The following is a 13,616-nucleotide window of genomic DNA, read 5'->3' on the forward strand; positions in this document are numbered from 1 at the left end:
CAACAGTCCAGTACATAATAAAGCCGCACACAATATAAATGAAAACAAAAAAGCCTCAAGACATCTGCGTCCTGAGGCTTTTCTTTTATTTCTTTTTGGCAATCACCAATACCGAGTCATTCTCTTCGATCTCGGTGTAGCGTTCAATTTTAATCAGTTCAAAATGCTTCCCAAAAGCAGTTTCAAGGTCTTGCTCCTGATGGTAATTAAAGCACATCTCCATGATTTCCTCTTCATGAGCCCCCCACCAAAAGGTGTGAATGGCCACGCCTCCATCGTTAAGATTCGCCGCCTGCCCTTTAATTGAACTTTCAAGATCGTCATTCTTCAAATGATGCAAAACCTTATTGGAAATGATGGCATCAAATGTTTTATCCGTCTGAATGGCTTCCGCAGAAATTTCCAAAACATCCACTTCAGGATGGTTGGCTTTAATATGCTCCATAAAGAATGGGGAGTTGTCGGAAGCCGTTACCTTGAGGTGTGCCTTTAACCAGTGGAGGTCGTTGCCTGGCCCAGTACCAAGCTCCAGTGCCGTGCCACCTGCTTTGAGGTGGGGTAGTGCTGCTGTCGAAAAAAAATGACTGTCATAGTCGGCAGTCATTTTAATATATTGTTGTGCCGTGCTGGCATTTTTATAGAAATCAGCCATGAGGAATTTTCTTGTGGTTCGATCTTAATGATGACCGCAAAAATAGCAGTTTATTCGGCTTTAAGTAAGTGTTTAAACTTTTTTCGGAGTTTCTGCACCTTCGGCGCCACTACAAAAGAGCAATAAGGGTTTTTGTCGGCATTTTCATTGTAATAGTTCTGATGATATTCCTCGGCCTTATAAAATGTTTTTGAGGGACTGACTTCAGTAATAATCGGGTCTGGGTACAGCTGCTCGTTGTTGAAGTCGGCAATCACCTTGTCGGCAATTTGCTTTTGCTCGGGGCTGTTGTAAAAGATCACCGATCGGTATTGAGTGCCCACATCGTTCCCCTGACGGTTCAGGGTGGTGGGGTCATGGGTGGTGAAGAAGACCTCGAGAATGGTTTTATAGTCGATGATGTCTGGCTGATAGGTGACCTGTACAACTTCAGCATGCCCTGTAAGTCCGGAAGATATTTGTTTGTAGGTAGGGTTTTCAACAGATCCGCCTTCGTATCCGGAAACTACCGACACAACACCATTGAGTCGTTGCATCACAGCCTCCACACACCAAAAGCAGCCTCCGCCAAGGGTAGCAATTTCCATGGGTTTTTCTTTTAGTTCAATGTTTGAATTTGATTGCGCCATTAAGGCACTTTGTATAAGTAAGAATAAGAATACGCCGACAATTTTTTTCATTGTGAAAGAAGAGTTGATTGATAGTGAAAAATACGAATATTGGATGAATTCGAACGATAAATTATAAATTGATTAAAAAAAGTTGTTATCAACTGTTGTCATGCTGACTTTATTTGCTAAATTCAAAGCAGATAAAATAATATTCTGAAAACCGCAAACAAATAGTCGATAAATTGCGTCAATCATTAAAATTTCAAAACTTATATTAACGTGGGGAGCAATTATGGGTGCCACAATTTCTACAATCAAACAAGCTGATAACGAACAACAGATGTTCGCTATGGTAATGAACGAAAATGACCGTTCGTGGTATGTTGTTTTTATGACAGAGAAGGAGGCGGATATTTATCATCCGCATACAGCAGATTTGCTGGAATATGAAGAACTTAGAAAAAGCGATTACGAGGGAGCATTTGTAAGAGCTTTATCTTTAAAGTCCCGGGACTCACTGCTCTCTGGACGATTGTATAAGTTTGCACGACGAGGGTTGGCATCAATCATTTGATATGAAAAAATTAGCGATAAAAAAAAGCACTTGAAAAATCAAGTGCTTTTTTTTGTACCTAAGGCCGGGATCGAACCGGCACTCCCGAAGGAACACGATTTTGAGTCGTGCGCGTCTACCAGTTCCGCCACTCAGGCAATTGTTTATTGGCGCGAGGCCAAAGGGTAGAGATTCAGTATTTATACAAGTGAACCGTCTTGTTATTCGTACCTAAGGCCGGGATCGAACCGGCACTCCCGAAGGAACACGATTTTGAGTCGTGCGCGTCTACCAGTTCCGCCACTCAGGCAATTGTTTATTGGCGCGAAGCCAAAGGGTAGAGGTTCGATATTTATACAAGCGAACCGTCTTGTTATTCGTACCTAAGGCCGGGATCGAACCGGCACTCCCGAAGGAACACGATTTTGAGTCGTGCGCGTCTACCAGTTCCGCCACTCAGGCAATTGTTTATTGGCGCGAAGCCAAAGGGTAGAGGTTCGATATTTATACAAGCGAACCGTCTTGTTATTCGTACCTAAGGCCGGGATCGAACCGGCACTCCCGAAGGAACACGATTTTGAGTCGTGCGCGTCTACCAGTTCCGCCACTCAGGCAATTGTTTATTGGCGCGAGGCCAAAGGGTAGAGATTCAGTATTTATACAAGTGAACCGTCTTGTTATTCGTACCTAAGGCCGGGATCGAACCGGCACTCCCGAAGGAACACGATTTTGAGTCGTGCGCGTCTACCAGTTCCGCCACTCAGGCAATTGTTTATTGGCGCGAAGCCAAAGGGTAGAGATTCAGTATTTATACAAGTGAACCGTCTTGTTATTTGTACCTAAGGCCGGGATCGAACCGGCACTCCCGAAGGAACACGATTTTGAGTCGTGCGCGTCTACCAGTTCCGCCACTCAGGCAATTGTTTATTGGCATGAAGCCAAAGGGTAGAGATTCAATATTTATACAAGTGAACCGTCTTGTTATTTGTACCTAAGGCCGGGATCGAACCGGCACTCCCGAAGGAACACGATTTTGAGTCGTGCGCGTCTACCAGTTCCGCCACTCAGGCAATTGTTTATTGGCTTGAAGCCAAAGGGTAGAGATTCAGTATTTATACAAGTGAACCGTCTTGTTATTCGTACCTAAGGCCGGGATCGAACCGGCACTCCCGAAGGAACACGATTTTGAGTCGTGCGCGTCTACCAGTTCCGCCACTCAGGCAATTGTTTATTGGCATGAAGCCAAAGGGTAGAGATTCAATATTTATACAAGTGAACCGTCTTGTTATTTGTACCTAAGGCCGGGATCGAACCGGCACTCCCGAAGGAACACGATTTTGAGTCGTGCGCGTCTACCAGTTCCGCCACTCAGGCATAGCAAACATCGCTATGTTTATGCAATACCTTGTTCGTTATTGCGGATGCAAAGGTACGAGCAAAATTCTTGATTGCAAGCAATGAGGCGATGTTTTTTGATCTTTATTTAAATAAATCTTCTAAGTTTTTCATGCTCAAGTCTTTGAAATTTTCGATGGTGTCGTCACATTCCCGAAGTTCGTAAAGCGAATGCGTAGTTGCCACTCCGATGACTTTTGAGCCGGATTTTTTTGCGGCTTGGATGCCTGAAAGTGAATCTTCAAATATTACACATCGGTCGTTTGGTAGATTCAGTTTTTCAGCGCAGATCAAAAATGCCTGTGGGTCTGGTTTGCTTTTGGTTACCATGGAATCATCGACAATGACATCGAAAACATCGTCGAGTTGGAGTTTTTTCAGCGTGAAAGCAACATTTTCAATGGGTGCCGAAGTGCCGATGGCCATAGGGACGCCATTTCTTTTCAGGTGAAAGATAAACTCACTGATGCCTTCCACATAAGCTTCCTCCTCATCGAAAATATTCCTGAAGATTTCTTCTTTTTCAAGTGCATAATCTTTCAGCTCTTCTTCGGTGAGTTGCTGCTCCCCGAAAGCGTAGGGGATCCAGTCGGCATTGGTTCTTCCGAAAACATTTTCAATCAATTGTTCTTCGGTGAGTTCCAGACCGTGATTCGCAAGGAATTCCCGTATTGCTCCTCTGTGGGCGTTATTGCTGTCAATAATAACGCCGTCCATGTCAAAAATCACTCCAATGTTATTCATAGAAAGGGTAGTTCTTAATGTTGTATTTATCTAATTAAGGCGATATTGGAATAGATTGTTAGGCGTAGCCGAGGTTTTTCTCAATCAGCTGAATAAGAATATGAATGACCTTAATGTGTATTTCCTGGATTCTGTCGGCATAGCCGAAATGCGGAACACGGATTTCGAGGTCGGCGATACCTGCCATTTCTCCCCCATCTTTTCCGGTAAGTGCTACCGTTTTTATTCCCTTGCTTTTGGCTGCTTCAAAGGCCAGTTTAACATTTTTAGAGTTGCCGCTGGTGCTTAGCCCGAGGAGTACGTCACCCGGCTGTCCGAGCCCTTCGATGAATCTTGAGAAGATAAAATCAAAGCCATAGTCATTGCCTACGCAGGAAATGTGGGAGGTGTCAGCAATTGCCAAACCCGCCAATGCCGGTCGGTTATTTCGGTATCTTCCGGAAAGTTCTTCGGCAAAATGCATGGCGTCGCAGTGGCTGCCCCCATTTCCGCACGACATTACTTTGTGGCCGCTTGCAATAGCGTCGCTCATGAGTTTTGCCGCTTTTTCAATGATTTCAATATTGCGCTGGTCGGCAATGAAATCACTCAGCACCTTTTGTGCTTCCTCGAGCTCGCGTAGAATTTGCTGTTGTGTTTCCATAAAAAATGAAGTTTTGGGGTGTTGCGTATTTCAACGAAAAAAGCCAGGGGATTTGTAAATACCCCCTGGCGGGTGATTTTTTTAGATGGCACTCACCGTGGCCGGACGGTGAATTTTCTTCACCAATCCTTGTAATACTTTTCCAGGTCCGGACTCCACAAAAGTTGTGGCGCCGTCAGCGACCATATTTTGTACCGACTGTGTCCATTTTACTGGAGCAGTAAGTTGTGCGACCAAGTTTCCTTTGATCGTTTCTACGTCTGTAGAAGCTTGTGCCGTCACGTTTTGATAAATGGGGCATTTTGGTGCTGAAAAAGTAGTGGACTGAATTGCCGCTGCTAATTTCTCACGGGCAGGCTCCATTTCTGGGGAGTGAAAACCACCGCCGACAGGTAATGGAAGTGCGCGTTTAGCTCCTGCTTCTTTGGCTTTTTCAATGGCTACGGCAATGCCGTCTTTGCTGCCGGAGATCACCAACTGGCCTGGGCAGTTGTAGTTTGCCGCTACCACGCCGTCGATGCCGTTACAAAGTTCTTCCACCTGCTCATCAGTAAGGCCAAGAACAGCAGCCATTGTCGAAGGGTTGATTTTGCAGGCTTCCTGCATGGCCTCAGCGCGTTGCGCTACCAATTTCAGCCCATCTTCGAAAGAGAGTGCTCCTGCAGCCACCAAGGCAGAAAATTCCCCTAAGGAATGTCCGGCAACCATATCTGGATTAAACTCATCAGCAACTAATGCTTTGATTACAGAATCCAGGAAAACAGCAGGCTGCGTAACATTGGTTTGTTTGAGTTCTTCAGCAGTGCCTTCAAACATGATGTCGGTAATGCGGAAACCTAAAATCTCGTTGGCTTGCTCAAAAAGGGCTTTCGCCTTTTCGTTACCTTCGTAAAGATCCTTGCCCATGCCTGGGAACTGAGCTCCCTGACCAGGGAAAACGTATGCTTTCATATTGTTAAATTATCTTAACCAAAAATTGAGTTTGCTAAATTAATCGTCTGAAAGTTATGAAAGAAAAAAATGATTAAAAAAGCGCATCAATAGTTTATGGCGATAAGAAAGTGATCCCTGCTGAAGGGATGCTTTGGAATTACAAAAAACGAGCTTTTAATTCAGGAGAAGGGAGCTGGCAGGCCTCCTGTTTGCCAAACCAGCGGTATCTGTTTCGGGAAACCCATTGATAGATGCTGTCGCGTAGTGGGGTGGGGATCAGTCTGCCGTATTTAAACAATGTTATGGGGAAAGACAGGTGTCGTGCAATTTTGACCGCCGCATCGCTTTGGGCAAACCATTGACCATCCTCGATCAAAACGACTGAGTCGAGGGCTTCAGGGTTGGGGTGTCCTGCCCGTTGCAGGAGTTGTTGCCCGATATCAGACTGTAAGGAAGCAAACAGGAACTTGCCCTGTGGGTCATGGTCAATAATAAAATTGACGGCCCATGAACATAAATTACATACGCCGTCAAATAAGATTATTTTACGATTCTCACCCATCCTTTATAAGTTCGGTTCTGTTGTGATTCCTCCAATACATTGAATTTGACATCCACGGAATAGAAATAACTTCCAGAGGAAAGTTCTTTTCCATCATTTGTTTTTCCGTCCCAGTTAATGGCCAGGTCGGTAGTGGAATCCGCTCTTGAGGCTTGATACTCGAACACCAGCCCACCTGACGGATTGTAGATTTTAATGTCAAGGGCTTCAACAAAGCGTGGACATCCAATGTTTGCTTCAGTATCCCCGATATTGTCCAGGATTTCCTTGGTCAGGGTCGAGAAAGTGTCGTTTTTTCCGTCGCCATTTGGCGTAAACATGTTGGGTAACTCGAAAAACGGACAGTTGTCCATACAGATAATTTCAGATGGCGGCGAAGGATTGCCACTGCCGTCTATGGCTACCACATAATAGCAGCCTTTAAAGCTGCTGAGGTCGGCATGGGTGAAGGTGTTGATCGGTGAAGTGCCCACCAGTTCAAAACTGTCATCTTCATTTTCTGAGAAATAAATTTCATATTCAAAAATATCATCCTGACAAGCGCCTCCCGTTATTTGAGGGTCCCAGGTAAGAATATTTTGGAAGAAATCCAGCTCACATTTAGCATTCAAAAAGGCCTCTTCGCAAAATTGTTCTTGATCCAGGCCGTTCACCGCCAGGGTAACTGGTGCGCAAGGCGGGTTGCCGTCATTCAGCTTATTACAGTTCAGTTGTGTTCGGTTAAGTAAAGGTGACTGTACCTTATCGTTGCCATAAGAACCTTTCGTCTCGACATAATAACAGTAGGTGCTGCTCTTGCGGAGATTTTCGGCGTCATCCACAAAAAACTGCCCTTCCTTGGTTACATCAACAGTGGCGTATAATGACAGTTTTGTGCTGTCGCTTGGGTCGGTGTGATTTCTGAAAATCAAGTGTGTCGGGGCTTCAGAGACGCTCGTGCTGTAAGGTGTTTCTCCTTCCCATCTTAATGTGAACTGGTCGTCTGAGGCTTGTATTCTAAGCCGAATATCGCTTGCTGGAGCAGATATAGGCAGTGTTTTTCCTTCAGGAGCGATGCTTGCAATGGCCTGTACCTGATAGGTATGCGACTGATCCAAAGTATTGATGCCCGTGTGCACAAATGTTGTGTCCGAGCCGCTGTATAATGGGGTGTCACTCAGAGATCCATTAACAACCTCATACAGCTCATAAGTATAAGGAGGCTGATATATGGCAGGGTCGGCATCGAAAGGAGTAGTCCATTTAATGATGATCTCCCCTGTTGTGTCGTCTGTTTTTTCAGGCACAATATCCACATTGGTAATCAAGGAAGGGAACATGCCTTCAAAAGGGCCAATCTCTACGCAGAGTTCTTGCGAAGCATAGCTCTCGCCCCCCTTGTTGTCGGTGAAAACAGCAACGAGTCGGTAGCAGTAGGTGGTACCGAATTCCAGGTCGCCATCATCAGTGAAGGTATTTTGATTGATGTCGTCACTTCTGCCGATAAGTTTATAGTCGGAGCCCTCAGGGATGCCCGTCTCACAATTGTCGGGATTGAACTGATTTTCGCCCACTTTTCGGTAGATAAGAATAGAAGTCGGGCGTGCCGTTGCGCAGACCGTGCTTTCGGAATATTTTTCCCATTCCAATTCTACGGTTCGGTCTCCGGCGAGTACCGCATTTTCCAGTACGGGGGCAGGTGCAACCACCTGGATGAAATAAGTTTTGAATGAGGCAAGTGGAACCTCCTGTATGTTTCTTCCCGTAGGGTCGTCTGATGCTTTGAAATGCACCTGATAAGGGTTTCGTCGAACCAAATTACAATCGGGCGTCCATTTAAATTGACCTACTGTTGGCGATGGCTGAAAACCAGGGCCTGCAGGGGTGAAGGTTGCCCGTTGCTGTGGTTGGAGGCTGTTGCTGAGGATGCCTCCGAATGCTTCGAGTCGGATGGGGTCATTATTGGGGTCAACGGCCTCAATGTCTGCCTCAAGCAGGGTGTTGGCCTCGATACAGGTATCTGCAGGAATCAGGATTTCTGGCGGCAGGTTGTCACACAGGTCCACAATAATTTGCATATCACGGGTAACATACCCCATCTGTACATATTCTCCTGTTTCTATTTTTCGCCATTCCAGGACTTTGAAGGCAATGTTGTATTCTCCGTCGAGGCCTGGGGAATCCCAAATCAGGTCGCCAGAGATAGGGTCCATGGAATAGGTTGCACCACCGCCCGTTCCGCCTTGAGGGGAGCCATTGAAAATGGCGTCGTTAGGGAAGCGGTAGCCATCTACGGGCTTGCCAACATCTTTTTTGTTGACGGTCAATTCGTAGGAAATGGAATCGCCGTCAGGGTCGTAGGCGCCTGGGTTGTGAAAGAAAGTTACCCCAGTACAGGCGCGGTCAATGGGTGGAATCAACATATTGATGGTCTCATTACAACCCAAAAAAGGATCGATAATGATTTTGGTCTCCACATAAAAAGGGGTATTCACGGAATTGACCATATTGACCACATCGGCATTTCGGTTGAATTCCTTAAATCCGATGATGTAATCGCCAGGGCCCGGGAAAGTGTGGGTGAATACAAAGGTGGTGATCCCAATATTGTTTCCTATATCGATGTCCTCTTCAAAATCGTCGGGATTTAATTTTATGATTTCCGAGCCGTCACCAAAATTCACCTCGCCGCCACCAAAGGGTACGTCTGAGCCTTTATCGGTGTAACCGGTAATGGTGAACTCATAGGTGAAAGTAGCACAGTTGATTACCCGTGCGGTGATTTCCCCAGCACGGATGTGTGTAGCTTGGGCAGTTGATGCCATCAAAAAAATGCACACCCCGAAAACAAAAGTTGAGGCGGTTTTAAGATAGGTGAATGTTGCGCTCAATGGCTGAAAAGTTTGATTCGGTGAATAATATATAAAATAATCAATCGGACTAATGTATTTCTTCAGGTGGTTTAAAACCTTAACATTAATCAATGCCTTCTTTTTCTATATAAAAAGCAGGTTGAGGGATTTATATCCTTTTACGGTAAAATAGCTTAGTCCACTTAAAATTATAAGAAATTTGTGATATAAGTTGAGCAAAGCACTTGTTTTTTGTCTGATATTAATTTCATGTTATGATATATATGTTTATGAAAATGGAAAATATCCGAATTTATGACGCATCTCATGTGCTAATAAGGTGTCCACCGCTTATCTTTGGTACGAGTTATTTATTTTCCAGTTAATGTTCATTTAAATTTTTAAAGATGAGTTGGGTAAAACAAACCCTAGGCAGTACGATCGGTCGGAAGTTCCTCGTCAGCCTAACAGGTCTATTATTAATCAGTTTTTTATTAGTGCACTGTATCATCAACAGTTTTGCACTTATCAGCCCAGAATTGTACAATGACGCGGGTAATTTTATGGGGTCAAATCCATTTATCAGTGTTGTAGCGAAAGTACTTTTTGCGGGTATCCTTGTTCACGTAATTGTATCTGCAGCCTTGACGGTTTTCAATAGAAAAGCGCGCGGTGGCAATGCTTATGCCGTAACAGGAAACAACAAAAAAGTTAAGTGGGCATCCAAAAACATGGGGCTTTTGGGTTCTGTATTGTTATTGTTCATTGTGGGTCACTTGGCGCACTTTTGGGTAAGAATTCAGTTCACCGAGTTGCCAGGAGAATTTATGTTGGCAGATGGACATCACAACTTGTATGCGATGTTGAGAGAAGGTTATTCTCATGCGTGGATCGTGGCCTTGTATGTGATCTCGATGATCCCGTTGGCTTACCATCTTAATCATGGTTTCCAGAGTGCATTCCAGACTTTGGGTTTGAACCACAAAAATTACACTCCTGCGATCAACGCAGTAGGGGCGGCGTTCTCTATCGTCATTCCTTTATTGTTTGCAGCAGTGCCATTAGCGTTTTTCTTTGGTGTTATTTCCTAATTTGAGGCAGTCATGAGTTTAGATTCAAAAATTCCAGAAGGTGCTTTAGCCGATAAATGGACTAATCATAAATTTAATTTGAAGTTGGTAAACCCTGCCAACAAGCGTAAATACGATATTATTGTAGTAGGTACAGGTCTTGCTGGTGCATCGGCTGCGGCTTCTTTCGGAGAGCTCGGTTACAATGTGAAGGCGTTCTGTTATCAGGATTCTGCTCGCCGTGCGCACTCTATTGCTGCACAGGGTGGTATCAATGCTGCGAAAAATTATAAGAATGACGGTGACTCTGTTTTCCGTTTGTTCTACGATACGATTAAAGGTGGTGACTATCGCTCAAGAGAAGCGAATGTTTACCGTTTGGCAGAAGTATCCAATGCCATTATTGACCAGTGTGTAGCGCAGGGAGTTCCATTCGCTCGTGATTATGGTGGGCTATTGGATAACCGTTCTTTCGGTGGTGCGCAGGTATCTCGTACTTTCTATGCCAAAGGACAAACAGGTCAGCAGTTGTTGTTGGGTGCTTATTCCGCACTTTCTCGTCAAATCAAATCAGGTAAGGTAAAACTTTACACTCGTAATGAGATGCTTGATCTTGTATTGGTGGATGGCAAAGCGCGCGGAATCATTACACGTAACTTGATTACGGGTAAAATCGAGCGTCATTCAGCACACTCTGTTGTTTTGGGTACAGGTGGATATGGTAACGTATTCTTCCTTTCTACCAATGCAATGGGCTGTAACGGAACGGCAATCTGGAGAGCATACAAGAAAGGTGCACAATTCGGAAACCCATGTTTCACGCAAATTCACCCTACTTGTATTCCAGTACACGGCACGCAGCAGTCGAAATTGACTTTGATGTCAGAGTCGTTGCGTAACGATGGTCGTGTTTGGGTTCCTAAAACAGTAGAAACTGCTCAGAAACTTCAGAAAGGTCAGATTAAGCCTACTGATATTGCTGAGGAGGATCGCGATTACTATTTGGAGCGTATCTACCCATCATTCGGTAACTTGGTACCTCGTGATGTAGCGTCCCGTAATGCGAAAAACATGTGTGATGCTGGTAAAGGGGTGAATGAAACTGGTTTGGCGGTATTCCTCGATTTCAAAACGGCTATCGCTCGCGATGGTGAGGATGCTATCCGTGCCAAATATGGTAACCTTTTCCAGATGTATGAGAAAATCACTGATGATAACCCATACAAAACACCAATGATGATTTATCCTGCGATCCACTATACAATGGGTGGCCTTTGGGTAGATTACAACTTGATGACAACCATTCCTGGTTTGTATGCTATCGGTGAGTGTAACTTCTCTGATCACGGTGGTAACCGTTTGGGAGCTTCAGCCTTAATGCAAGGTTTGGCCGACGGTTATTTTGTGATTCCTTACACTATTGGTGATTATTTGGCGAAAACGCCTTACGATAAAGTACCTACTTCTCACCCTGCATTTGATGAGGCGGAGCAAGTAGTAACAGGTCGTATTAATACTTTATTGAATTCTAAAGGTGATAAAACACCTGATGAATACCATAAAGAACTTGGATTGATCATGTGGGAGTACTGTGGTATGGCACGTAATGCTGAAGGTTTGACAAAAGCCAAAGGTATGATTCAGAAACTTCGCAAGGAGTTCTGGGAAGGTGTTAAACTGATCGGTGTGAATGAAGAGATGAACATGACTTTGGAGAAAGCTTTGCGTGTAGCAGACTTCCTGGAGTTGGGTGAATTGATGGTGGATGATGCTTTTGCACGTACAGAGTCTTGTGGTGGTCACTTCCGTGAAGAATCACAAACTGAAGAAGGCGAGGCATTGCGTAAAGATGATGAATTTGCTTTTGTAAGCAGCTGGGAATACCAAGGTGAAGGTAAGCCTGCGAAGCTTAACAAAGAGGAATTGGTTTTCGAAAACGTAAAACTGACACAACGTTCTTACAAATAATTGGTACCACAAGCGGTGCTCACGGGTTCGCCTATGAGCATTGCGCTTAAAGATAAAATCATGAGTTCTAATCATAAAGGTTTAAACTTCACGCTTAAAGTTTGGCGCCAGAAAAATGCCCAGGCGAAAGGCGAATTTAAAGAATACCCTGTATCTAATGTATCTCCAGATTCTTCTTTCCTGGAGATGTTGGATATCATGAATGAGGATCTTTTGCACAAAGGCGAGGATCCAGTATATTTTGATCACGATTGCCGTGAAGGTATCTGTGGAATGTGTTCATTGTTCATTAATGGACGTCCTCATGGACCAGGTGAAGAGATCACTGTATGTCAGTTGCACATGCGTGAGTTCAACAGCCAGGACGGTGGAACCATCACTATTGAGCCATGGAGAGCAGCCGCTTTCCCTGTTATCAAGGATTTGGTAGTTGATCGTGGTGCTTTCGACCGTATCCAGCAAGCAGGTGGTTATGTGTCGATTAATACTGGTGGAGTACCTGATGCCAATGCGATTCCAATTTCTAAGGAAGTAGCAGATAAAGCAATGGATGCCGCAACCTGTATTGGTTGTGGTGCATGTGTGGCAGCCTGTAAAAATGCTTCTGCAATGTTGTTTGTTTCGGCAAAAGTTTCTCAGTTCTCTTTATTGCCACAAGGGCAGGCGGAGAAGAAACGCCGTGTATTGGCAATGGTAGATCAAATGGATACCGAAGGATTTGGTGCATGTACCAACACTGGTGCTTGTGAGGCTGAATGTCCTAAAGGCATCTCTTTGGAGAATATTGCACGCATGAACCGCGATTACCTTGCGGCTTCATTGTCACAGGAACACTAATCCAAGATTGATTTTTAGCACGCACGTGCTTGATCATATTGTCAAAGCCGAGACACTTGTCTCGGCTTTTTTTATTTCTTCTGATTCAATTGAATAGCTTTCCGTAAGTTGAAGGGAAATCAATCTATTTATTATTCAATTGCATTTTTTATGTCAGCGAAATTAATCAAGGGTCAAAAATTCCCTCAACTCGAAGCCACCGATGTTTTTGGCAAGTCTGTTGTTTTACCTTCTGCAGAAAGTCAGCATAATTTATATATTGGCTTTTTCCGAAATGCAACCTGCCCTTTTTGTAGCCTCTATACCTACCAATTGGCCAAGCGATCGGCCGAATTCGCAGAAAAAGGACTTCGGATGGTCTTTATTTTTGAAGCCAAAAATCAGCAAATTGTTAATAGCGCATTTTTAAAGGATATGGAGGCGGTAACCCTTATTTCAGATCCAACACGTGGATTGTATCAGCAATATGGTGTCGACAAATCCTTGATCGGCATGGTAAGAACAATGGTCAAAGGGCAAATGAAAGTCAAGCAACAAATACTCGAGAAAGAGGGCATCAACCTACCCGCTTCAGAGGCATCTGCAACCATGCCTGCGGAAATCATCCTCGACAAAAATGGAAATGTATTGAAAGCCCACTACAGCAAAGATCTTGATGATCGTCTTGGCTTAGCGGCTTTGGAGGCTTATTTACCTGAGAGGCAGACTGCCATTAAATAGTGGCGTTCCGTGCAAAGTGATGGTCGGAAGATTCATAATATATTATTGCTTCTAAAGTGTAAATTTATATTAAATAGGTCATATTTTTCAAGGCGTG

The 13,616-nt window shown here is 44.4% G+C and carries 12 protein-coding genes and 9 tRNA genes; 5 read left to right on the top strand and 16 right to left on the bottom strand.

Going from position 1 to position 13,616, the window contains the following annotated elements; all coding sequences use genetic code 11:
• Positions 1–85: 85 nt before the first annotated feature.
• Positions 86–652, bottom strand: coding sequence for a class I SAM-dependent methyltransferase (locus tag AABK40_RS03995; RefSeq protein ID WP_338397708.1), 567 nt, complete (start codon positions 650–652; stop codon positions 86–88).
• A 50-nt stretch (positions 653–702) separates the two neighbouring features.
• On the bottom strand, positions 703–1,332 hold the full coding sequence (msrA, locus tag AABK40_RS04000) for a peptide-methionine (S)-S-oxide reductase MsrA (RefSeq protein WP_338397709.1): 630 nt from the start codon (positions 1,330–1,332) through the stop codon (positions 703–705).
• Positions 1,333–1,555: 223 nt separating this feature from the next.
• Here msrA and AABK40_RS04005 point away from each other — a divergent pair, with 223 nt between their 5' ends.
• Complete coding sequence (locus AABK40_RS04005) at positions 1,556–1,837, top strand: hypothetical protein (protein ID WP_332923012.1); 282 nt, start codon at positions 1,556–1,558, stop codon at positions 1,835–1,837.
• Between the two features lie 55 nt (positions 1,838–1,892).
• On the opposite strand, the gene AABK40_RS04010 is transcribed toward AABK40_RS04005, so the two are convergent.
• The 14 genes from AABK40_RS04010 to AABK40_RS04075 form a co-directional block, all read right to left on the bottom strand.
• Positions 1,893–1,974: transfer RNA gene (locus tag AABK40_RS04010), tRNA-Leu, on the bottom strand.
• 70 nt (positions 1,975–2,044) lie between these two features.
• A tRNA-Leu gene (locus AABK40_RS04015) sits at positions 2,045–2,126 on the bottom strand.
• Positions 2,127–2,196: 70 nt separating this feature from the next.
• Positions 2,197–2,278 (bottom strand) — tRNA-Leu (locus AABK40_RS04020).
• Between the two features lie 70 nt (positions 2,279–2,348).
• A tRNA-Leu gene (locus AABK40_RS04025) sits at positions 2,349–2,430 on the bottom strand.
• A gap of 70 nt (positions 2,431–2,500) precedes the next feature.
• Positions 2,501–2,582 (bottom strand) — tRNA-Leu (locus tag AABK40_RS04030).
• Between the two features lie 70 nt (positions 2,583–2,652).
• A tRNA-Leu gene (locus AABK40_RS04035) sits at positions 2,653–2,734 on the bottom strand.
• Between the two features lie 70 nt (positions 2,735–2,804).
• Positions 2,805–2,886: transfer RNA gene (locus tag AABK40_RS04040), tRNA-Leu, on the bottom strand.
• Between the two features lie 70 nt (positions 2,887–2,956).
• Positions 2,957–3,038: transfer RNA gene (locus AABK40_RS04045), tRNA-Leu, on the bottom strand.
• A gap of 70 nt (positions 3,039–3,108) precedes the next feature.
• Positions 3,109–3,190 (bottom strand) — tRNA-Leu (locus AABK40_RS04050).
• A 105-nt stretch (positions 3,191–3,295) separates the two neighbouring features.
• Complete coding sequence (locus AABK40_RS04055; protein ID WP_338397710.1) at positions 3,296–3,955, bottom strand: HAD family hydrolase; 660 nt, start codon at positions 3,953–3,955, stop codon at positions 3,296–3,298.
• Positions 3,956–4,013: 58 nt separating this feature from the next.
• The gene (lpcA, locus tag AABK40_RS04060) at positions 4,014–4,598 is read right to left on the bottom strand and encodes a D-sedoheptulose 7-phosphate isomerase (RefSeq protein WP_338397711.1); all 585 of its coding nucleotides are present in this window, start codon (positions 4,596–4,598) and stop codon (positions 4,014–4,016) included.
• Positions 4,599–4,679: 81 nt separating this feature from the next.
• Positions 4,680–5,549, bottom strand: coding sequence for an ACP S-malonyltransferase (gene fabD, locus AABK40_RS04065; protein ID WP_332922751.1), 870 nt, complete (start codon positions 5,547–5,549; stop codon positions 4,680–4,682).
• A 139-nt stretch (positions 5,550–5,688) separates the two neighbouring features.
• Positions 5,689–6,093 (bottom strand): thiol-disulfide oxidoreductase DCC family protein, encoded by a 405-nt coding sequence (locus tag AABK40_RS04070; RefSeq protein ID WP_338397712.1) that lies wholly within the window; start codon positions 6,091–6,093, stop codon positions 5,689–5,691.
• Positions 6,072–8,897, bottom strand: coding sequence for a T9SS type B sorting domain-containing protein (locus tag AABK40_RS04075; RefSeq protein ID WP_338397713.1), 2,826 nt, complete (start codon positions 8,895–8,897; stop codon positions 6,072–6,074). The genes AABK40_RS04070 and AABK40_RS04075 overlap by 22 nt, the downstream gene beginning before the upstream one ends.
• Before the next feature lie 434 nt (positions 8,898–9,331).
• On the opposite strand from AABK40_RS04075, the gene AABK40_RS04080 reads away from it, so the two are divergent.
• The 4 genes from AABK40_RS04080 to AABK40_RS04095 all read left to right on the top strand — a co-directional run bounded on the left by AABK40_RS04080 (position 9,332) and on the right by AABK40_RS04095 (position 13,519).
• Positions 9,332–10,015 carry a succinate dehydrogenase cytochrome b subunit gene (locus AABK40_RS04080; RefSeq protein WP_332922748.1) on the top strand — a complete coding sequence of 228 codons (684 nt, stop codon included), beginning with the start codon at positions 9,332–9,334 and terminating at the stop codon, positions 10,013–10,015.
• Between the two features lie 12 nt (positions 10,016–10,027).
• Entirely contained in the window at positions 10,028–11,962 is a 1,935-nt protein-coding gene (locus AABK40_RS04085; RefSeq protein WP_338397714.1) for a fumarate reductase/succinate dehydrogenase flavoprotein subunit, read from the top strand.
• Positions 11,963–12,022: 60 nt separating this feature from the next.
• Positions 12,023–12,799, top strand: coding sequence for a succinate dehydrogenase/fumarate reductase iron-sulfur subunit (locus tag AABK40_RS04090; RefSeq protein WP_332922746.1), 777 nt, complete (start codon positions 12,023–12,025; stop codon positions 12,797–12,799).
• 150 nt (positions 12,800–12,949) lie between these two features.
• Positions 12,950–13,519, top strand: a complete 570-nt coding sequence (locus tag AABK40_RS04095) for a redoxin family protein (RefSeq protein WP_338397715.1) — start codon at positions 12,950–12,952, stop codon at positions 13,517–13,519.
• Positions 13,520–13,616: the final 97 nt, after the last annotated feature.

Source organism: Persicobacter psychrovividus (assembly GCF_036492425.1).
GTDB classification, from domain to species: Bacteria; Bacteroidota; Bacteroidia; order Cytophagales; family Cyclobacteriaceae; genus Persicobacter; species Persicobacter psychrovividus.

Bases quoted from the DNA above. Each gene is read 5' to 3' on its own strand.
- AABK40_RS03995 (WP_338397708.1), bottom strand. From the start codon at position 652: ATGGCTGATTTCTATAAAAATGCCAGCACGGCACAACAATATATTAAA.
- msrA (WP_338397709.1), bottom strand. From the start codon at position 1,332: ATGAAAAAAATTGTCGGCGTATTCTTATTCTTACTTATACAAAGTGCC.
- AABK40_RS04005 (WP_332923012.1), top strand. From the start codon at position 1,556: ATGGGTGCCACAATTTCTACAATCAAACAAGCTGATAACGAACAACAG.
- AABK40_RS04055 (WP_338397710.1), bottom strand. From the start codon at position 3,955: ATGAATAACATTGGAGTGATTTTTGACATGGACGGCGTTATTATTGAC.
- lpcA (WP_338397711.1), bottom strand. From the start codon at position 4,598: ATGGAAACACAACAGCAAATTCTACGCGAGCTCGAGGAAGCACAAAAG.
- fabD (WP_332922751.1), bottom strand. From the start codon at position 5,549: ATGAAAGCATACGTTTTCCCTGGTCAGGGAGCTCAGTTCCCAGGCATG.
- AABK40_RS04070 (WP_338397712.1), bottom strand. From the start codon at position 6,093: ATGGGTGAGAATCGTAAAATAATCTTATTTGACGGCGTATGTAATTTA.
- AABK40_RS04075 (WP_338397713.1), bottom strand. From the start codon at position 8,897: ATGGCATCAACTGCCCAAGCTACACACATCCGTGCTGGGGAAATCACC.
- AABK40_RS04080 (WP_332922748.1), top strand. From the start codon at position 9,332: ATGAGTTGGGTAAAACAAACCCTAGGCAGTACGATCGGTCGGAAGTTC.
- AABK40_RS04085 (WP_338397714.1), top strand. From the start codon at position 10,028: ATGAGTTTAGATTCAAAAATTCCAGAAGGTGCTTTAGCCGATAAATGG.
- AABK40_RS04090 (WP_332922746.1), top strand. From the start codon at position 12,023: ATGAGTTCTAATCATAAAGGTTTAAACTTCACGCTTAAAGTTTGGCGC.
- AABK40_RS04095 (WP_338397715.1), top strand. From the start codon at position 12,950: ATGTCAGCGAAATTAATCAAGGGTCAAAAATTCCCTCAACTCGAAGCC.